15 protein-coding genes are annotated in these 19,331 nt (G+C 69.6%); 9 read left to right on the top strand and 6 right to left on the bottom strand.

Features of this window, described 5'->3' with window-relative positions:
* Positions 1-105 precede the first annotated feature (105 nt).
* Positions 106-1,434 (top strand): PLP-dependent aminotransferase family protein, encoded by a 1,329-nt coding sequence (locus ACQPYK_RS26490; RefSeq protein WP_433236085.1) that lies wholly within the window; start codon positions 106-108, stop codon positions 1,432-1,434.
* Between the two features lie 112 nt (positions 1,435-1,546).
* Positions 1,547-2,326: an SDR family NAD(P)-dependent oxidoreductase gene (locus ACQPYK_RS26495; RefSeq protein WP_433236088.1), complete on the top strand. Its 780-nt coding sequence runs from the start codon at positions 1,547-1,549 to the stop codon at positions 2,324-2,326.
* 221 nt (positions 2,327-2,547) lie between these two features.
* On the opposite strand, the gene ACQPYK_RS26500 is transcribed toward ACQPYK_RS26495, so the two are convergent.
* From ACQPYK_RS26500 to ACQPYK_RS26515, 4 genes are read right to left on the bottom strand one after another with little or no spacing between them, the layout of a single operon-like run.
* Complete coding sequence (locus ACQPYK_RS26500; protein ID WP_433236091.1) at positions 2,548-3,369, bottom strand: MBL fold metallo-hydrolase; 822 nt, start codon at positions 3,367-3,369, stop codon at positions 2,548-2,550.
* 50 nt (positions 3,370-3,419) lie between these two features.
* A complete protein-coding gene (speB, locus tag ACQPYK_RS26505; RefSeq protein WP_433236094.1) occupies positions 3,420-4,436 on the bottom strand; it encodes an agmatinase in 1,017 nt (338 codons plus the stop codon).
* A 45-nt stretch (positions 4,437-4,481) separates the two neighbouring features.
* Complete coding sequence (locus ACQPYK_RS26510) at positions 4,482-4,691, bottom strand: hypothetical protein (RefSeq protein WP_433236097.1); 210 nt, start codon at positions 4,689-4,691, stop codon at positions 4,482-4,484.
* A 29-nt stretch (positions 4,692-4,720) separates the two neighbouring features.
* Positions 4,721-6,406, bottom strand: a complete 1,686-nt coding sequence (locus tag ACQPYK_RS26515) for a DUF885 domain-containing protein (RefSeq protein ID WP_433236100.1) — start codon at positions 6,404-6,406, stop codon at positions 4,721-4,723.
* A gap of 897 nt (positions 6,407-7,303) precedes the next feature.
* On the opposite strand from ACQPYK_RS26515, the gene ACQPYK_RS26520 reads away from it, so the two are divergent.
* From ACQPYK_RS26520 to ACQPYK_RS26550, 7 genes are all read left to right on the top strand, one after another.
* Complete coding sequence (locus ACQPYK_RS26520) at positions 7,304-8,815, top strand: NAD(P)/FAD-dependent oxidoreductase (RefSeq protein WP_433236103.1); 1,512 nt, start codon at positions 7,304-7,306, stop codon at positions 8,813-8,815.
* Positions 8,812-9,114 (top strand): acyl carrier protein, encoded by a 303-nt coding sequence (locus ACQPYK_RS26525; protein ID WP_433236106.1) that lies wholly within the window; start codon positions 8,812-8,814, stop codon positions 9,112-9,114. The genes ACQPYK_RS26520 and ACQPYK_RS26525 overlap by 4 nt, the downstream gene beginning before the upstream one ends.
* Before the next feature lie 93 nt (positions 9,115-9,207).
* Positions 9,208-13,071, top strand: a complete 3,864-nt coding sequence (locus ACQPYK_RS26530) for an amino acid adenylation domain-containing protein (protein WP_433236109.1) — start codon at positions 9,208-9,210, stop codon at positions 13,069-13,071.
* A gap of 22 nt (positions 13,072-13,093) precedes the next feature.
* A complete protein-coding gene (locus ACQPYK_RS26535) occupies positions 13,094-13,318 on the top strand; it encodes an MbtH family protein (protein WP_433236112.1) in 225 nt (74 codons plus the stop codon).
* A gap of 19 nt (positions 13,319-13,337) precedes the next feature.
* On the top strand, positions 13,338-14,870 hold the full coding sequence (locus tag ACQPYK_RS26540; protein WP_433236115.1) for an amino acid adenylation domain-containing protein: 1,533 nt from the start codon (positions 13,338-13,340) through the stop codon (positions 14,868-14,870).
* 32 nt (positions 14,871-14,902) lie between these two features.
* Positions 14,903-16,180, top strand: a complete 1,278-nt coding sequence (locus ACQPYK_RS26545) for an ATP-grasp domain-containing protein (RefSeq protein ID WP_433236118.1) — start codon at positions 14,903-14,905, stop codon at positions 16,178-16,180.
* A complete protein-coding gene (locus tag ACQPYK_RS26550; RefSeq protein ID WP_433236121.1) occupies positions 16,177-17,496 on the top strand; it encodes an MFS transporter in 1,320 nt (439 codons plus the stop codon). The genes ACQPYK_RS26545 and ACQPYK_RS26550 overlap by 4 nt, the downstream gene beginning before the upstream one ends.
* Positions 17,497-17,719: 223 nt before the next feature.
* On the opposite strand, the gene ACQPYK_RS26555 is transcribed toward ACQPYK_RS26550, so the two are convergent.
* Both ACQPYK_RS26555 and ACQPYK_RS26560 read right to left on the bottom strand, forming a co-directional pair.
* A complete protein-coding gene (locus tag ACQPYK_RS26555; protein ID WP_433236124.1) occupies positions 17,720-18,631 on the bottom strand; it encodes a polysaccharide deacetylase family protein in 912 nt (303 codons plus the stop codon).
* Positions 18,618-19,331: a fumarylacetoacetate hydrolase family protein gene (locus ACQPYK_RS26560; RefSeq protein ID WP_433236127.1), complete on the bottom strand. Its 714-nt coding sequence runs from the start codon at positions 19,329-19,331 to the stop codon at positions 18,618-18,620. The genes ACQPYK_RS26555 and ACQPYK_RS26560 overlap by 14 nt, the downstream gene beginning before the upstream one ends.

The raw sequence follows: 19,331 nt of genomic DNA on the forward strand, positions 1-19,331 counted from the left end.
CTCCTCAAATGGCTTGCTTGCGTTGGAATGATTGAGCCACTTCATCATGAAGTGGCAAAGCTATCGATGGCTGTACAGGCCACGCAAGGGGTGCACAATAGCCCGGTGGGCAGTGAGGATCTGAACAGGTTCGCCGTTCTCGTTCGCGAGCGGCTGCGGTTGCGCGAGGGCAGGGAGTCGCCCAGCCGCAGGCTCGCCGGGGCGCTGAGCGATCTCGCCGAGACAGGCGCGCTGGCCCCCGGCGGCAGGCTGCCGTCCGAACGCGACCTCGCCCGGATCGTCGGCCTCAGCCGCGGCACGGTCGCCGCGGCCCTCAACGCCCTGTGCGAGGAGGGCTTGTGCGAGCGCCGTCACGGTAGCGGGACCTACCTGCGCGAGACGGCCCCGATGGGCGCGCCCACCTTCTCGGGACTACTGCGCGCGGGCGCCGTCCTCGCCGACCTGTCAGCCTCCGTCGTGCCCGACCCCTCACACCTGATCCTGCCCCCGATCGAGGTGGCCGAGCTTCTGCGCACCTCCAGCGGCCACGGCTATGACGCCAAAGGCGACCCCCGCCTGCGCGCACTGCTGGGCGGGGACGTCCTGATCACCGGTGGTGCCCAGCAGGGCATCGACCTGGCCGCCAGGGTCCTGCTGCGCCCGGGAGACAGGGTGCTGGTCGAGGATCCGACATACGGCGGTGCGCTCACGGTCTTCAAACGGGTGGGAGTGCACGCCGTACCCGTCGACCTGACGGATTCACGGGCGGTCCGCGCGGCGATCGACCTGCACGGGCCCAAGCTCGTCTACGTTGTCAGCGTCAACAATCCCACCGGCGCGGTCCACGACCTGCGGCACGTGGCCAGGCTCGCCCGCGCCAAGGATGTCATGATCGTCGAGGACAGAACCCTCGCCGAACTGGTGTACGAGGGTGATCCCCCGGCGCCGCTCGCGGACGGCCATCCGCACGGAACGGTCACCGTGGGCTCGCTGTCCAAGGTGCTGTGGGGCGGCCTGCGGGTCGGCTGGCTGCGCGCGCCCGAGTCGCTGCTCGTCCGGCTGGCCGAGGCCAAGCAGGACACCGATCTGGCCACCAGCGTCGTCTCCCAGCGCCTGGCGACCGAGCTGCTCGAACGCAATCCCGTCGCTCCCTGGCGCACCGAGCTTGCCGTCCGCCGTGACCATCTCGCCACCGCGCTCGCCGCCGCGCTCCCCGAATGGACCTGGGAAGCGCCGCGTGGCGGCCTGTCGCTGTGGGCCCGCCTGCCCGGCGTCGACACCGACCGTTTCGCCGCCCTCACCCGCCGGCACGGGGTGGCCGTCGCCCCCGGCTCTCTCTTCTCCGCCGACGGCCGCCACCGCGACCGCCTGCGCCTCAGCTTCGCCCTCCCGCCCGCGCTGCTCGACCAGGCCGTTACGGGACTCGCCGGCGCCTGGCGGGACCACGGCCGATAAGGCCCGCTCACGCTCGGATTTCGCAGGCGGGACGGCGTGGAACGGGCCCTGCCGCCGTTCGGCCCGCAGTCTCGGGCGCTGCCGTCGCGGGCACGCCGTCTAGGATGCGGCCATGATTTCGCAGGCTTACCTTTCCGAACTGTTCTCGCTTGATGGCCGGGTCGCCGTGGTGACCGGTGGCAGTTCCGGCATCGGCCGAGCCATCGCCGGCGCCCTCGCGCGTGCGGGGGCGAGCGTCGTGATCGTGGCGCGCAAGGAGGCGGAGCTGGCCGCCACGGTCGACGAGCTGGCGGCCCACGGCTGCCGGGCGGCCTGGGTGAGCGCCGACCTGAGCACCCGCGACGGCGTGCGGGCGGCGGCCGAGGAGGCAGCCGGGGCATTCGGGGAGCCCGACATCCTCGTCAACTCCGCCGGGATCAACCTGCGGCCGCCCATGGGCGAGCTGGGCCAGGAGGTATGGGACACCACGATGGCGGTGAACCTGGAGGCGCCCTACCTGCTGGGGCAGCGGTTCGGACCCGGTATGGCCGAACGGGGCTTCGGGCGGATCATCCACATAACCTCCCAGCAGGCGCACCGGGCGTTCGTCCAGAGCGGCGCCTACGGAGTCTCCAAGGGGGCGTTGGAGTCGCTGGCCCGTTCGCAGGCCGAGGCGTGGTCGCCGTACGGCGTCACCTGCAACACGCTGGTGCCGGGGTTCGTGATGACGCCGCTCAACACGCGGCTGTCCTCCGACCCCGAGAAGGTGGCGGCGCTGGCCGCGCGCACGATGGTCGGACGCAACGGGCTTGCCGAGGACTTCGCGGGCGCGGCGGTGTTCCTCGCCGGCCGCGCCTCCGCCTATGTCACCGGACAGTCGATCTTCGTTGACGGCGGGTTCTCCGTTCACTGAACCCGGCACCCGGCGCCCGGCCCGATCGGATCGGTCGGGGCTTCCCCGAGCTGCGGACGGGGGCTTCCCCGAGCCGACGGTGAGAGCCGGCCGGCACCTGTTCCTGCCGGTGCCGGCCGACATCGTCCGCAGATGCCGGAACCGACCGCCACCTCGACCTCCTCCTTCCGGGAGATCGCCGCCTCACCGGGCAGGGGCCGCAGGCCGTACGGCCGGCCGCTTCAGACTTCCCGGGCCCCGTCGTCCAGGGCGAAGTCGAGGTAACGCTCGGCCGAGCGGCGCACCGCTTCGGCCCCGTCGGTGAACACGATCCGCTTCCACCATGCGCCGTAGACGCGGTCGAAGTCGTAGGGTTCGAGCAGTGACAGCGCGCGCCGGACGGTCTTCGGACGCTCCGGGATCAGGTTGGGATAGCTGTACATGAAACCGACCCAGCGCCGGTCCTGCACGACCTGCAGGATATCGCCGGAGAACAGGGCGCCTTTGCCGTCCTCACCGTGCCGCCAGTGCATGACCTGGCCACCTTCGAAGTGCACGCCCGCGTTGATGAGCGTGAGCCCTTCGGCGATCTCGCGGGTGTCGCCGTCCCAGAAGACGACCGACTCGTCCGGGCGCGCCACCCATCGGCGATCGGCGGCATGGATGTAGACAGGCGCGTCGAAGGTGTGCGCCCACTCCACCATCGTGCCGTAGTAGTGAGGATGGCTGATCGCGATGGCGCTGATCCCGCCGAGCTCCTCGATCTGCTGGATCAGATCGTCGTCGAGGTAGGTGACCATGTCCCACAGCACGTTCCCGTCCGGGGTGCGGACCAGCAGGGCCCGCTGCCCGATCGCCGTGGCGGGATCGGTGCCCACGCCCATCACCCCGGCGCCCTCCTCCGCGAGCGCGGACCGGTGGCCCGCCTTTCGCAGCTCGTTCAGTGAGGTCCAGCGCTGCCCCTCCCAGCCGACGTACTGCCGTTCGTCGTCACAGATCGGGCAGTCACCGCGTGGATCGGCGTACTGGACCCCGCAGGTCACGCAGATCGGCTGGTCGTTCACCGTATCCTCCTCGACTGGTCTTCCCGGGACAGCGGGGCGTCAGATGAGTTTCAGAGCCGGCCGTCCAGCAGCGGCTGCCGGGGGTCCCAGGTCGTGCCGTCCCTCTCGTCCTGGCGTCTGCGAGCGATCGCCGACAAGGCTTCCAGCACCACCCGGTTCGCCAGCGCGGCGGTTATGTCCGCGTGGTCGTAGGGTGGGCTGACTTCGACCACGTCCACGCCTACGACCGGCAGCTCCAGACAGGTCCGGCGGACGGCGTCGAGCAGTTGACGGGCGCTCAGCCCACCCGGTTCGGGTGTGCCCGTGCCGGGGGCGTGGCCGGGGTCGCAAACGTCGATGTCGACCGAGAGGAACACGCCGTCGCAGTCGTCGGTGGCGATGGTGAACGCTTCGGTCAGGCACTCGGTCAGGCCACGCTCGACGATCTCGGTCATCTCGTAGGAGCGCATGCGCTGCTCGGCCATCCATTTCAGGACCTCCGGCCCCGGCCAGTAGCCGCGCAGGCCGAGCTGCAGGAATCTGTCTCCACGCACCGCGCCGGATTCGATCAGCCGGCGCATCGGCTGCCCGTGACCCCATAGTGAGCCGAAATCGATGTCGCCGGTGTCCGCGTGCGCGTCGAAATGGACCATCGAGATCCGGCCGTCGCCGAGCACGCTCGCCACGCCGGAGGCGTTCGCGAAGACGATCGCGTGGTCACCGCCGAGGATCACCGGGATCGCTCCGGCCTCGACCACCTTGGCGACCTCGGCCCGCAGGCCGGCGAGGGACTTCACCACGTCCCCGGAGAACATCTCGACATCGCCGGCGTCGTACACCTTGAGGTCTTTCAGGCCGTCGGTGCGCAGCGCCAGGCTGGGCCTCGAGCCGTAGTGCCCCACGTAGTCCGTCGATCGGATGGCCTGCGGCCCGAACCGGGTTCCCGGCCGGTAGGAGGTACCGCCGTCGAACGGAGCGCCGACTATCACCACATCGGCATCCGCATAGGACGAAGAGTCAGTCAAATCGCAGCGAGGGACACCAAGGAATGTGATGTCCGGACCATACTGTGCTCCGTAGCGCGCCATTGGCACAGCTTACTGTCAGCGCCGTAAATTCTTTGGTTGATTTGTTTATCGGATCGGACTGCCGAGTCCCCGGCGCTGGTCGGCGAGGACGCTTTCGTCGCCGACCGGGCCGTCCGGGGCCGTCACGGCCCCGCCGGCCCGCTGAGCACGAACGACGTCCACCGGCGTGATTTCGGTCGGCCCGTTCAATGGGATCAGCCGAAAAAGCGACAGGATGAATATACGTGTGAACGCGGCGCCCACCACCTGTGGCATGCCATTAGCGGCGTTCAGCGCCTTTCGGCTTACAGGGCGGCGAGAAGGTCGCGCATGGTGTCGAGGCCGGCGGGGCCGCTTCGCAGGGCACGCATATGGAACTCCCTGAGATCGAACGCATTGCCCCGTTCGGCCTTGATCTCATCACGCATGGACAGCCACAGTCGCTCGCCGAGTTTGTAGGCGGGCGCCTGGCCCGGCCAGCCGAGGTACCGGTCGATCTCGTCCACCGCACGGGCCGGTTCGGTAAGCGTTCTCGTGCGCATGAACTCCAGGCCCAGTTGCGGCGTCCACCGCTCCCCCTCGTGGAAGCCGGTGCCCGCCGGGATCTCCAGCTTCAGGTGCATGCCGATGTCGAGGACCACCCGAGCGGCCCGGAACAGGCTCTTGTCGAGCATGCCGAGCAGGTTGCCGTCGTCGAGGTAGCCGAACTCACGCATCAGCCGCTCGGCGTAGAGCGCCCAACCCTCACCGTGGCCGTCGACGAAGCACAGCAGCCGCTGGAACCGGTTGAGGCCCGGCGTACCCACTGCCACGCCGATCTGCAGGTGGTGGCCCGGCACGCCCTCGTGATAAACGGTGCTGGCGTCGCGCCACGTCGAGAACTCCTCCTTTCCCGGGGGCAGCGCCCACCACATCTGGCCTGGCCTGCTGAAGTCCTCGGCGGGGTTGGTGTAGTAGGCGCCCGTCCCGCCCCCTGGCGGAGCGATTCGGCATTCCAGCCGCATCAGCTCCTGCGGTATGTCGAAATGCTTCCCGCGAAGCTCGGCCAGCGCGCGGTCGGACAGCTCCTGCATCCAGGCCCGGAACGCGGCCTGGCCGTTGACGCGATACCGGACGTCGGCGTCCAGCGCGACGGCCGCCTCGGCCGGACCCGCCCCCGGCTTGATCCGTCCGGCGATCTCCGCCATCTCGGCCTCGATCCGGCCGAACTCGTCCCAGCCCCATGCGTAGGCCTCGCGCAGGTCGAGCTTCGCGCCGATGAACGTCCGCGACCACAGCCCGTAGAGATCCTCGCCGACGGCGTCCCCACTCCCCGCCCTCGGCGCGAGATCGTCGCGCAGGAAGGCGGCCAACCCGGCGTAGGCGTCGGTGGCCGCGCGCACGCCGGCGTCGAGATCGGCCCGTACGGCGCCCTCGACACCGGGCACCGCGTCGGCCGTCCGGGCGAACGTGGCGAAGAAGGAGCCGCCGCCGTCGGCGCCGGACCAGGTCCGGCACTGCTCGATCGCCCGCCGCACCTGACGTGACGCCGACACGACGCCCTTGTCCGCCGATGCCGACAGCGCTGCCCGATACCCGGCAAGCGCCTGCGGCACCCCGGCCAGCCGCCGGGCGATCACCGCCCAGTCCTCGGCGGTCGCGGTGGGCATCAGGTCGAAGACCTGCCGGACGCCCTGCACGGGGCTTGCCACCACGTTCAGCGACGACGCCGGCAGGCCGGCCTCGTGCATCTCGACTTCGAGGCCGATCCGCTCGGAGAAGACCGCCTTGGCGATGCGCTCGCTCTCGTCGGCCGGTCGTGCGGCCGCGATTTCGGCCAGTGCGCCCCTGGCGAGTTCCGCGCGGGCCTGGTGACCGTCCGGGGAAAGATCGGGAAGCCGATCGTCGTGTCCCCCGATGCCGAACTCGGTGGCGGCGATCGGGTTCAGCCGAGCGTAGTCGTCCACATAGGAGTTGCAAATGTCATGCACGCCGGTAACTGGAGAGCTCACTTCGTAGACGGTACCTAAAAGCCCGGTACGGAAATAGGCTCTGGATCGATCTCCGGGATTCCGCTACCCAGCGTGACGCGTTTACGGCCACCCAGTCGTCGCCATCACGATGGCACCGGAGTGGGCCCGGATCCGCCTGCGGACAGGCCGCGACCCGAACGCGGCGGGCCCTGTCACGCCCCGGAACAGGCCCTCCATCTGGAGAAACATGATCTGGTAAGGAAAGTTGACCATGAAATGGTCATGATGAATCCGGCCATGGCCCCGGACATAAATACGGCCATGGATTCCGGCCCGATTCCACATAAATTACATTCCACAAATCAGCCATTGTGCAATCACACTTCAGTGGTTGCGGATGACAGATACGGAAGCTAAGGTCGGGCAGCGGGTACCAGGCGACGCTCGTTGAGCCAAGGGGAGGGGTTGAAGCGGTGAACCCATGGTCCGGCCGGGGATAACGGAGATCAAGTCGTAGCGACAGCTCGATCGACAACGACGGGACCATTCTCGTCGTGAATCACATCTTCCAGATGTGGATCAGGCGTGCGTGACGATCTTTTCTACGTTGCTGGACAGTTGTTCCACCGGGTCCGGTAAGGCTCATCGACCTGTTCGCCGCGTCAAGGGGCACGAAAAGTCAGTGCCTTCGGCGGCTGATCGGCGCGCGGAATTCGCGATACCGCCAACGGGTCCGTTCCAGGATACGACAAAACCACGGAGACGCGTCGCGCGTATTTCGCGCGGTCTCACGGAAGAATCTGCGACTCGCCCTGCGGCTCATCATGGCCGCTTATCGAATTATCAAGGGGAGTCGACGGCGAGAAAGTCGTCGCCATGAAGTCACACGGTTGACAGCGGTATTGGTCCATGCCCACTTCCAGTACGGAGGTTCCTATGGAACAGCGGGGTACTACCGGCAGCGAACGACCGAACCGGGCCGACGTGGTAATCGTCGGCAATGGCGCTCTCGGCATGTTCCTTGCCGACGAACTGATCGAGCGCCGGATCGGCTCCGTCGTCGTGGTCGGTCCCAGCTCTCGTGAGGCAGGCGGCAGCCAGGCCGCCGGCGCCATGCTCGGCTGTTTCGGCGAGGTGACCACCGAGTCGATTCGGACCGACGCCTCGCGCACCAGGTTCGAGCTCGGAGTCGCCGCTCACGACCGGTGGCCCGACGCGCTGCGCCGGCTCGAGGAGTTCTCCTCGACGGGTTCGCCGCTGCAGGTCGCCACCGACTCGCACGTGGTGCTCAACGCCATCGGCGCGGACCTGGACTCGGTGAACTTCGCCGCGATGCTCGAGGCTCTCGACGAGTACGGCAAGCCGTGGGAGGAGATCGACCCGAAGGACATCCCCGGCTACAGGCCGAGGACGGAGTCGCGGGCCCTGCGAGCCGTCCACCTGCCCACCGAAGGCGCTGTCGACGCGCGGGGAGTGCTGGCCGCGCTGGAGGCGCGGGTGCAGGCGGGCGGGGCGACCATCGTCGACCAGACCGTGCGCAGGCTGGTGAACGACAACGGCACCGTGACCGGGGTCGAGCTGGAGGACGGTCATCGCATCGAGGCGGGCAACGTGGTCGTTGCCGTCGGTGCCCGCAGCGAGGCACTGGTGCGGACCGCGTTCGACGAGTTCGAGATGATGCCGACGTTCCCGGGACTCGGGTTCGCGATGATCGCCCGGCGTACCGCAGGGGAACCGTTCCGCAGCGTGGTCCGGACCCCGAACCGCGGTTTCGCCTGCGGCCTGCACGTCGTGCCCGCGCCCGACGGGCGGGAGTACTACGGTGCCACCAACCGCCTGGTGGACCACGTGTCCAGCGTCACGTGGATGGCCGATGTCCGTTTCCTCGCCCAGTACTCGATGCAGCAGCTCGACGAGCAGGTCGCCCGGCACGAGGTCGAGAAGTGGCTCGCCGGAAACCGCCCGGTGACCCTCGACGGCTTCCCGCTGATCGGGTGGCTGCCGCTGTCCGGTCTCTACCTCATGACCGGGACCTATCGCGACGGGTTCCACTGCGCGCCGCTGCTGGCCGCACACGTCGCGAACGAGCTGCAGGGAAAGCCCGGGATCATCGATCCGATGTTCGACCCGATGCGGCAGCCGATCGCGACCAGGACAATAGAGTGGTCGATCGACGAATATGTCCAGCACAACCTCGCCGCCTGGTTCGAGACCGGCGCGGAGGCCGCGCCGCAGATGACGACGGCGCAGATCGCCGACTACTACCGGGTCATGGCCACGCAGTTCTACGACAAGATAGGCATCGACTACGCCCTCGGGCCGGACGTGCTCTGGTACGCGCAGGCGAGCCTGCCCGGCGCGCGCCGGGTCGCGCGCTACTTCCAGCGGCAGAAAGGCCGCAACGGCTCACAGCCGACGGGAACCGGCATGGGGGAGGCGCAGCGATGACCACTTCCCAGGAGTCCGTCGTGGACACCGTCCGCCGGATCATCGACCAGCAGCTCAACTTCTCCGTCCACGGCCACGAGCTGGGTTCTGACGACGACCTCTGGAGCCTGGGCATGACGTCGCTGACCTGCCTGGGACTCATGTTGTCCATCGAGGACACCTTCGAGATCGAGCTGCCCGAGGAGTCGCTCACGGGGTCCACCTTTCGCAGCGTCAACACGATCACGGCAGCCGTCGAGGACGCCCGGCACCGCGGGCACAGGTCGCTGGCCGCAGAGGGCCTCTCGCGGCAGACCTGAGCCGCCGGCTCACCCGCGAGACCGTCACTCCCTGGCCAGAAGCCCGCCGATTCAGGCGAACCATCAGGAACCTGAACGAATGCGCAGGTAGACATGCCGAGATTCGAGCCGCGCCCGACGAATCCGTTCCCGTTGATCCGCGACCCTGCAGCCGGCGACTTCCCGTTGTCGGCGGGGCAGGAGCGCCTGTGGTGGCTGCGCCAGCTGGATTCGTCCTACGACCAGTACCACATCACCGGAGGCTGGCGGTTCCCGGCGGAGCCGGATCGCGTGGCGATCTCCACCGCACTCACCGGCCTGGTACGTCGCCACGAAATCCTGCGGACGAGATTCGTCCTGCGGCCGGACGGGACGACCGCCCAGGAGATCGTCGACGTCGGGGAGATCCCCGTCGTCTGGGCCGGGGGCAACTGGCGGGCGGCCGTTGAACAAGCCGCGTCCGAGCCGTTCGATCTGTCGCGTCCACCGCTGTTGCGGGTGGTCGCCGCGGAACTGGACGACGGACACGGCTTGTTCATGGCGCTGCACCACATCATCACCGACCGCTGGTCGATGGACGTGCTGGCCCGGGACCTGTTCGAACTGTACGAGGCCGCGCTGGCGAACCGGGCCCCACGCCTTCCGGATCTGGCGGTCCAGTACGGCGACTACGCCCGCTGGCAGCGGCGCCTCCTGACAGCCGACACGCTCAAGCCGCAACTGGACTACTGGACGCGGGCGCTGGCGGGCTGCGAACGGCTGGAACTGCCGCTGGACCGCCCGCGGTCCACGGCGACCGACGCGGCGGGGAAGACCGTCGTCGTCGAGATGTCCGCCGAGGTCACCGCGGCGATCACGGCGATGGCCTGGCGTGCCCGCGCGAGCCCGGGCGTGGTGGTGACGGCGGCTCTGGTCGCGGCGCTGAGCGCGTTCACCGGCCAGTCCGACGTCGTCATCGGGGCGATCGTGTCCGATCGTCCACGCCCCGAACTGCAGGACCTGATCGGCTTCTTCATCAACACCGTGGTTTTGAGAGTCGACCTGTCCGGTACGGCGTTGACCTTTCGCGAAGTCGTCGCCCGCACGCGCGACGCGTGGATGGCGGCGGACGCCCACCAGGACGCCCCCTTCGAGCAGATCGTCGGTGCGTTGAAGGCCGGGTCCGAGGATCGGCGCAACCCGATCTTCGACATCACGGTCAACCACGCCGGTGACCGGATCGCCCTGGCCGAAGCCCCGGACGCGCCCACCTGGTGGTATCCCGAGATCCCGGTGACCGCTCGCTTCGATCTCTCGCTCACCACGCAGACGGTGGACGGACGTCTGCACGTCACGTTCGTGTACCGGCCGGCGTTGTTCGACGAGGCGTCGATCGCCGCCCTGGCGTCACGCTACATCCGGCTGCTCGAACAGGGAGCGGCGACTCCCGACCGGCCGTTGTACGAGTTCGACCTGCTCGATGAGTCCGAACGCAAGCTGCTGCACAACGGCGACGACACGACTCCGGCTCCGGAAGTCACGATCGTGGAACGCGTCGAGGCGCAGGCCGCCCGCCGTCCGCGGGCCCAGGCTGTGGTCGGCGCCGACGGCGCGCTGTCGTACCAGCAGCTGAACGACCGCGCGAACCGGCTGGCGCGGCACCTGCTGACCTACGGCGTCGGCCCCGAGCAAGTGGTCGGGGTCTGCCTGGAGCACACGGTCGACAGATTCGTGATCTTGCTCGCCATCGCGAAGTGCGGTGCGGCCTATTTCCCGCTGGACCCCGACTTTCCCGTGGATCGGCTCCGGTTCCTGCTGTCGGACGCCGGCGCGACCCTCACGATCGTCAGCCCGGCGCTGCGTGATCGGCTTCCGGCGGACACGACGCCGGTGCTGGTGTCCGGCCCCGGTGGGCCCGATCTGACCGGCTACGCGACCGAGAACCTGCCACCGGCCGCGGGGCCCGGCAACCTGGCGTACCTGATCTCCACATCGGGTTCGACCGGGACTCCCAAATCGGTCGCCATCTCGCATCGAGCACTGAACCGGCTCGTCGCGGGCGCCCCGCGTTATCTCGACGTCGGCCCCGGCTCGACTTTCCTGCAGGCCGGACCGCTGACATTCGACGTCGCCGTATTGGAGTGGACACCTCTGGCCCACGGCGGCCGCGTGGTGGTGACGGACCTCGGAACCCTCCTCGAGGACCTGGACTCCGTTCTCCGTGAACACGACGTGTCGACGCTCAAACTGGTCTCCCCCCAGCTCGATCTCCTCGTCGAGCGGGACATCCGGGTCCTGTCCGGTCTGCGCCAGCTCGTCGTCGGCGGTGACGTGGTCAACCCGAAGAGCTTCGAGACGGCCCGCGACCTCCTTCCCGGCTGCCAGGTCATGGCCTCGTACGGACCCACCGAGTGCACCGTGCTGGCCACCGTGTTCGACGACCGGTCCTGGGCCGGTCGGGTGCCCATCGGCCGTGCCGTTCCCCGCACGCGCGTATACATCCTGGACCGGGATCTCAGGCCCGCCTCGGTCGGCATGCGCGGCGAGATATACCTGGCGGGTGACGGTCTGGCCCGTGGCTATCACGGCCGTCCGGGGCTGACCGCGCAGTCGTTCCTCCCCGATCCTTACGGACCGCCCGGCGCCCGCATGTACCGCACCGGAGACGTGGGACGGTATCTGGCCACCGGTGCGATCGATTTCCTCGGTCGCGCCGACCGCCAGGTGAAGGTCCGCGGCTACCGGATCGAGACGAGCGAGATCGAGCACACCCTGCTGCGCCGCTCCGGCATCACCTCGGCTGTCGTGGTGCGGGCCGAACTGGAAACCGGTCCCGCCCTGGTCGCCTACATCGTGGCGGATGCTCCCGTGGACGGCACCGCGCTGCGAGGCGAACTCCGCGCGACGCTACCGGCCTACATGGTCCCCGACCACATCGTCGAAGTGTCCCGCATCCCGCTGACGGCGAACAACAAGGTGAACCGGGCGGCGCTGCCGCCGGTCACCGCGGTGCGATCGGGCGCAGCGCGCGGTGCGCCGCCGGCGACCGGGCTGCAGGCGCGCGTCGCGGAAGCGTGGTCAGCGGTGCTGGGCCGGACGGTGGCGGTCACGGATGACTTCTTCGAGCATGGCGGCCATTCCCTGCTGGTGCCCCGGGCGACCTCGGCGATCCGGCAGTTGCTCGGCCGGGAGGTGCCGCTTCGGCTCATGATGCGACACCGGACCCCGGCCTCGTACGCGGCGGCTCTCCTGCGGGAGAGCATCCCCGACCTCGGCGCCGCTTCCCGTGAGCACCGCCTGAAGCAGCAGACGTGGCACAGCCGGATGCTCTCCGGTGACCGGCGGGTGGACCTGTTCGTCTCGGCCGCGGATCCGGGTCGCAGCGCCTCGGACGCACGGACCCTGCTCGTGCTCGACGGCTCCGAGTTCGTGGACATCATGCGGCTCCCGGTCATCCTGGACCGGCTCGTCGCCGAGGAACGCATACCCATGACCGCGGCGGTGTTCGTGAGCCCCGCCGACTGGTCGGCTCGCAGGCGGGAACTGCTCGAGGACACGTATGTCGACGTGCTCGCCGACGAGCTGGTTCCCCACCTGCGGGCCTGGCTGGGAGACCGATGGCGGCCGGGCCGGGTGACCGCGATCGGCGCGAGCCTGGGAGCGGTCGCGGCCGTACGCGCCGCGCTCCGTCGCCCGGACCGTTTCGAGGGCGCCGTCGCCCTCTCGGGCCCGCTGAGCGAGCATCGGCTCGGCGCGCCGGCGGCCGTCCCCGCGCCCGGCCCGGCCCGGCTCTTTCTGTCCGCGAGCCGTGAGGAGGCGGACATCATGCTCGATGACGGCCTCAGCCTGGTGGACGCGACCGAGCGCACGGCGCAGGAGCTGACCGCCCGGGGTCACACCGTGCGGTGCGCGCACGGAGACGGCGGCCACACCTACGCCGCCTGGGAGGCGATGCTTCCGGAGGCGATCTCATGGGTGCTGGGCGACCAGCGCGAATAGACCGGAAAGGAGCGAGCGCGACATGTTCGACGACGAGCACCGCGAGTTCCACGTCGTGGTCAACGACGAGGAACAGCATTCGATCTGGCCGGCCGGCCGTGGCATTCCGGCGGGCTGGCGCGCGGTGGGACCCACCGGCCCGAAGGCGCAGTGCCTCGCCTACATCGATCAGGCCTGGACCGACATGCGGCCGTTGAGCCTGCGACGGCAGATGGAGGCCGACCAGGTCGGCCTGGACGCGGTGTGAAACCAGACGAGGAGGCGTGATGCAGGATCCCCCGCCGAACGAGCGGGTCGCGCCGTGGGCGCGGACGGTGTGCGACCTGTTCGAGCACCAGGTACGCGTTCGACCACACGCCACGGCCGTCCGGACGGCTCACCGATCATGGACGTACGCCGAGTTCGGCCGGGTGACGGCCCGGCTGGCCCATCGGCTACGACGCCGTGGAGCCGGCCCCGGGGCCGTCGTCGGGCTGATCGCGCCTCGCGGTCCGGCGGCCCTGGCCGGCGTTGTCGCCATCCTGCGCTGTGGCGCGGCGTGCCTGCCGCTGGACCCCGACGATCCGCCGCGGCGCAACCGGGAGGTCCTCGACGACGCCGGATGCGATCAGGTTCTCGTCGCCGCGCCCACCGCGTGGCTGCCCGGCGCACAGCTCATCGATGATCCCGGCCTGGGCGAGGAGGACGATGACACCGCGTCGCTGCGCTCGCCGAGGCCGCTCGACCTGGCGTACGCGATCACGACATCGGGCTCGACCGGGCGCCCCAAGGTCGTCGGCGTGCCGCACGAGGGGATATTCAACCTGGTGGTGGCCTCGATCGAAGATCTCGACCTGATCAGAGCAGACGACGTCATGCTGTGGACGACCGCGGTCACGGTGGACAGCACGATGCACGACTGTCTGATGCCGCTGTGCTGCGGCGCCTGCGTCGCGATTCCCGAGGGCGGTGATCTACCCGCGGGCAGGATGCTGCTCGCCGCCCGCACCATGGGCGTGACCGTGCTGGAGATTCCGGCGGCCGTGCTCGGGCCGTACGGGCGATCGCTGCTCCCGCGTCTGGCGGAGGCCGGGGTGCGGCTGGTGATCACGGGCGGCTCCCAGCTCGACGGTCCCGGCCTCACGGACGCCGATTCGCCGGTCGTGTACAACGGCTACGGCCCCACCGAGGCCTCGGTCGCCCCCACCTGGTACAGGTGCGTCAAGCCGACGCCCCGCTGGGTGCCGATCGGCCGGCCGATCCGCGGCGTCCGAACCCATGTCCTCGACGAGGATCTGGCTCCCGTCCCGGTCGGCGTGGACGGGCAGCTGTACATCGCCGGAACCGGCCTGGCCCGGGGGTACATCGGCCTGCCCGCCCGCACGGCCGCCGTGTTCCTGCCGGATCCGTTCGCCGACGTCCCGGGGCAGCGCATGTACGCCACCGGAGACCGCGTGCGGTTGCAACCGGACGGGAACCTCGTCTTCCTCGGCCGCATCGACGACCAGGTCAAGATCAGCGGGTTCCGCGTCGAGATCGGGGAGGTGGAACACGCCCTGCGCGAGTGCCCCGGAGTGGTCGACGCCGCGGTGCTGCTCCGCGAGGACGCTCCGGGCGGTGCCGCCATCGTCGCCTTCCTGGTCGGCACGCCGTCGGCCGACGACGAGATCACCGACCGGCTTCGCGATCGGCTGCCGGGCCATATGAGGCCGCGTTTCTACGTCTGGTTGGACGCCATGCCCCTCAACCGTCCGGGGAAGGTCGACCGTGCGGCGCTTGCCGAGATCCCGGACATCGCCCGTCGTGGTGACCGCGTGTGAGCGCGCCCACCTGGATCGAGGGAGGATCCACGATGTCACGTGACGCGACGCGCGCTGGACTCCAGAGCGCGGCCCCGGTCACCGCGCGGCCGACGATCGCCGTGGTCGGCGGCAAGCTCAAGATCGTCCGCAAGGCCCGCGAACTCGGGATGGACGTTGTCTACATCCAGCACCCCGACCAGTACGACCGCGCCCACTGGCCGTACGTCGACCAGGCGCTGCTCGTCGACTACACCGACACCGCACGGCTGCTGCCGCTGGTGCGGTCGCTGTACCAGGCCTACCCGTTCGACGACGTCGTGTCGCTGACCGAGCTCGGAGTCCGGCCCGCGGCGCAGATCGATCAGATGCTCGGGCTGGGCGGCAACTCGCCGGCGACCGTGGATCTGCTGCTGGACAAGTGGCGGATGAGACAGCACCTCAATGCGCTGGGTGTCAGCCCCGCCGCCGCCGCCGTGGGCGAGACCGAGCAGGACCTGCGGGACTTCGTCCGGGCCCACGGGCTGCCGATGATCGTGAAACCGACCAGCGAGGCGGGCAGCCTCGGTGTGTTCGCCGTCCGCGACGTCGCGGAACTGGATTCGATCCCGGCGCGCTTTCGCGCGCTCGGCGCCCGGTTCGCCGACGAACTGGCAGGCGACCTTGATCGGTTCCTCATGGAGGAGTACCTGGAAGGGCTGGAGATCAGCGTGGAGACGCTGAGCTTCGACGGCCGCCATGTCGTCATCGCGGTGACCGACAAGCTCCTCGGCGGACCGGGTTTCGTCGAGGTCGGCCACTCCACGCCGAGCCGTCAGCCGAGCCCCCTCCTGCACCAGGTCGAGCAGTTGGTCGCGACGTTCCTCGACGCGGTGGGCCTGCGGCACGGCCCGGCGCACACCGAAGTCATGCTGACCGGCCGCGGTCCGGTGATCATCGAGTCGCACAACCGCATCGGCGGTGATCGGATCAACGAGTTGACCGACGTCGCCTACGGCGTCGACATGGACCGCTACGCGCTCGGTTCGCGGCTCGGGATGGTCGAGCCGCTCCGGCGATCGCCCCGGCCACGGGCCGGCGCGGCGATCCGCTTCCTCACCCCGCCCCCCGGACGGGTGGTCGAGGTGACCGGCGCCGACACCGTCACCGCCGACCCCGCGCTGGTCGAACTGGAGATCTCGGTCAAGCCCGGGGACGAGGTGTCCCCGCTCACCTGGAGCGAGGATCGAGTCGGTCACATCATGGCGCGGGGGGAAACCGCCGACGAGGCGATCGCCCACTGCGAGAGGCTGCTGGCGGCGGTGCGCATCCGCACCGAGGCGATCCGGTGAGCACGTCGGCACAGCGAGCGGGTGACGGCGAGCCGCGGTTCCGGGACTCCCTGCGGCAACTGCCGTCGACGGTCTGGATAATCAGCCTCGGCATTCTCGTCAATCGGATCGGCAACTTCCTGCCGGTCTTCATGGTCCTCTACCTCACCAGCCAGAACTTCTCGCCGGCGGCGGCCGGTCTGGTGCTCGGTGCCGCCGGGCTGGGCAACGTGCTCGGCAACGCGCTCGGCGGATACCTTGCCGACCGGCTCGGCCGGCGCTGGACCATTGTGCTGTCCATGGTCGCCACCGCCGGGCTGACGGCGGGTATCCCCCTGTTCGACACCCTGCCCGTGCTCATCGCGCTGGCCGGCCTGGCCGGGACGGCGGCACAGGTCTACCGCCCGGCGGCCTCGGCGCTGCTGGTGGACGCCACGACGACCACGCAGCAGCGGCTGGCGGCCTTCGCGGTCCACCGTTTCGCGATGAACATCGGAGCCGCGATCGGCGGGGTTCTGGGCGGGGTGCTCGCGACCGTCTCGTACGTCGGGTTGTTCCTCGGCAACGCCGTCGCCTGCCTGCTCCTCGCCGCGATCGCGGCGGGGCTGCTGCGGGATGTGGTGCACGCCGGATCCGACGCGGGCCAGGGGCACGGTCCGGGATCGGCGGAGCCGGAGCCGAGTTACCGCCAGGCGCTCGCCGACCGCCGGCTGCGGCGGTTCCTCGTCATGACGTTGATCGCCGAGTTCATCTACATCCAGTCCACTGTCGGCCTGCCGCTGCACGTCAGCGCCATCGGCCTGTCGCCGGCCAGCTTCGGGCTGCTGATGGGGCTCAACGGTCTGCTGGTCATGCTGCTCGAACTGCCGATCACCAGTGCCGTCTCCCGGCGCCGGCCAGAGCCCGTCCTGGCGGTGGGGAACCTGCTCACCGGCGTCGGTCTGGCGCTGACCGTCGTGGCGAACGACATGCTCTGGCTGGCCGCCACCGTTCTGTTGTGGACGCTCGGCGAGATGCTGTACGCCTCGATGGCGAACGCGTACCTGGGCGGCCTGGTCCCGCCCGCCATGGGAGGCCGCTACCAGGGCCTGTACGGCGCCGCCATAACGCTGGGCACGGGCGTCGGCCCGCTCATCGGCGGCGCGGTTTACGCCTACCGTGAGTGGGCCCTGTGGGTGGTCTGCGCGGTCGGCGGCGTAGTGTCCGCCCAGCTCTGCCTGCCGCGCCGATCTCGCTCTTCCCCTGTCGCGGCGCCCGGATCCGAACGGGTAGGCAGCGGGTCTCGGCGCTCCCGCGACGAGACCGAGGCGAGCGGGCCGGGAACGGGCGGGCAGTGACCGGAGCCCGTCGATCCACCGGGGACGGCATCGGACGGGGCGCGGCCGGGCTCTGCAGCCGACACCGCCGGTGACGGCCGGGCGAGCGGCCCGCCGTCGTAGGGCGGCAGGCGTCCGATCGGGCCGGCGGCCGTACGGCGTCCGTGGGCCTCACCCTCGATGGCGGCGTGATCCTGTCGAGGGTGAGGCCGTGAACCGCGCCCGGGCGTACGAAACGCCGGGGCTAACGCACGGCCAGGGAGCCGTGCTCCGGGGCTGACAGCGGTGCGGGACGGGCGTCGCGATACCAGTCGAGGATCTGCTCACCGGTCCAGAACTCGACGTCCCGATGGGCGCGGATGTGCTGCAGGGCCTGCTCGAAGTACTTCAGACGGTGCGGCGCGCCCATGATGTAGGGGTGCACGACCAGGGCCATGACCCGGGCGGATTCGGCGGAGTCCTTGTAGAGCTGGTCGAACTGGTCGGCCGCCCGTTGGAAGTACTCGCGGGCCGGATGGTGCTGAATCAGCATCATCGCGACGTCGTTGCACTCCTGGGTGTAGGGAATGTTCACGATGGGCGACGTCCGGGTGGCCAGCTCCACCGGCTGGTCGTCGAGGACCCAGTCGCACACGTACTCGTATCCCTCTTCGACGAGGACGTCCGGCGTCTCCCAGGTCTCGGTCAGTCCGGGTCCCAGCCAGCCCCGGGGCCGGACACCGGCCGCCGACTCGATCGCCAGGGCGGTGGCCCGGATGTCGACCCGCTCGTCCTCGACCTTCTGCATGTTCTTCTGGGTGAACCCGTGGCCGACGAACTCCCATCCGCGATCTCGCGCCGCCTGCGCGATCTGCGGATAGTGCTCGACCGCCTGGCCGTTGATCGCCAGCGAGGCTCGCACCCCTTGGCGGTCCAGAGACTGGAGCATGCGCCAGAAGCCGACACGGTTGCCGTACTCGTGCCAGGCCCAGTTGGGGACGTCCGGGGCGGGGATGCCACCCGCCGGGGGGGTGAGGACGGTCCGGGGCATGGGGTCGGTGTCGGACCAGGTCTCCACGTTGACGATGACCCACACCACCATCCGCCTGCCGCCGGGCAGGGTGAGTCCGGCGCGGCCTTCGATGGGGTCGTACTCAAGCCGCTCACTCGGACGCATGGGTGTCTCCTTCACTGATGGTCACGGTCAGGGCGGGCAGGCCGGTGATCTCGACGCGAATCCGGTCACCGGGGTGCACGGCGGCGACCCCTGCCGGAGTTCCGGTGTAGATCAGGTCACCGGGCATCAGGCGATAGGAGTGGGACAGATGGCTGACGATCTCCGGAACGTTCCAGATCATCAGCCCCAGGCTCGTGTGCTGCCGCTGCCGGCCGTTGACGCTCAGCCACAGTTCTCCGGACAGGGTCGAGGCGGCTTCCCCGACGGGGAGGATGGGGCCGCAGGGCGCCGAGTGGTCGAAGGATTTGCCGGCCTCCCAGGGACGCGCCATGTCGCGGCAGTCACGCTGCCGGTCGCGCCGGGTCAGGTCGATGCCGGCGGCCAGCCCGAAGACGTGTCCCGGCGCGTCCTGCGGGCTGATGTCCGACCCGGCCGCGCCGATGGCGACGACCAGTTCGCCCTCGAATTGAAGGTCGTCGGTCTGGGGCGGATAAGGAATGGCGGAGCCGTCGGGAACGACGGCGTCTGCCGGCTTCTGGAAGAAGAACGGGTCGTCGCGTTCGCTGCCCTCCTGCATCTCCCGGATGTGGTCGAGGTAGTTGCGCCCGACGCAGTAGACCCGGCGAACGGGGAAGGACTCGGGCCTTCCGGCGACGGGAAGGGCGATCTGAGGCAGCTGCCAGAGTACGGGTGCGGTCAT

It is taken from the genome of Streptosporangium sp. CA-135522 (assembly GCF_050949235.1).
Classification (GTDB): Bacteria; Actinomycetota; Actinomycetes; order Streptosporangiales; family Streptosporangiaceae; genus Streptosporangium.

Excerpts from the sequence above, each read along its gene's own strand:
- ACQPYK_RS26495 (WP_433236088.1), top strand. The coding sequence starts at position 1,547 with ATGATTTCGCAGGCTTACCTTTCCGAACTGTTCTCGCTTGATGGCCGG.
- speB (WP_433236094.1), bottom strand. The coding sequence starts at position 4,436 with ATGGCGCGCTACGGAGCACAGTATGGTCCGGACATCACATTCCTTGGT.
- ACQPYK_RS26510 (WP_433236097.1), bottom strand. The coding sequence starts at position 4,691 with ATGCCACAGGTGGTGGGCGCCGCGTTCACACGTATATTCATCCTGTCG.
- ACQPYK_RS26520 (WP_433236103.1), top strand. The coding sequence starts at position 7,304 with ATGGAACAGCGGGGTACTACCGGCAGCGAACGACCGAACCGGGCCGAC.
- ACQPYK_RS26525 (WP_433236106.1), top strand. The coding sequence starts at position 8,812 with ATGACCACTTCCCAGGAGTCCGTCGTGGACACCGTCCGCCGGATCATC.
- ACQPYK_RS26530 (WP_433236109.1), top strand. The coding sequence starts at position 9,208 with ATGCCGAGATTCGAGCCGCGCCCGACGAATCCGTTCCCGTTGATCCGC.
- ACQPYK_RS26535 (WP_433236112.1), top strand. The coding sequence starts at position 13,094 with ATGTTCGACGACGAGCACCGCGAGTTCCACGTCGTGGTCAACGACGAG.
- ACQPYK_RS26540 (WP_433236115.1), top strand. The coding sequence starts at position 13,338 with ATGCAGGATCCCCCGCCGAACGAGCGGGTCGCGCCGTGGGCGCGGACG.
- ACQPYK_RS26545 (WP_433236118.1), top strand. The coding sequence starts at position 14,903 with ATGTCACGTGACGCGACGCGCGCTGGACTCCAGAGCGCGGCCCCGGTC.
- ACQPYK_RS26555 (WP_433236124.1), bottom strand. The coding sequence starts at position 18,631 with ATGCGTCCGAGTGAGCGGCTTGAGTACGACCCCATCGAAGGCCGCGCC.
- ACQPYK_RS26560 (WP_433236127.1), bottom strand. The coding sequence starts at position 19,331 with ATGACCGCACCCGTACTCTGGCAGCTGCCTCAGATCGCCCTTCCCGTC.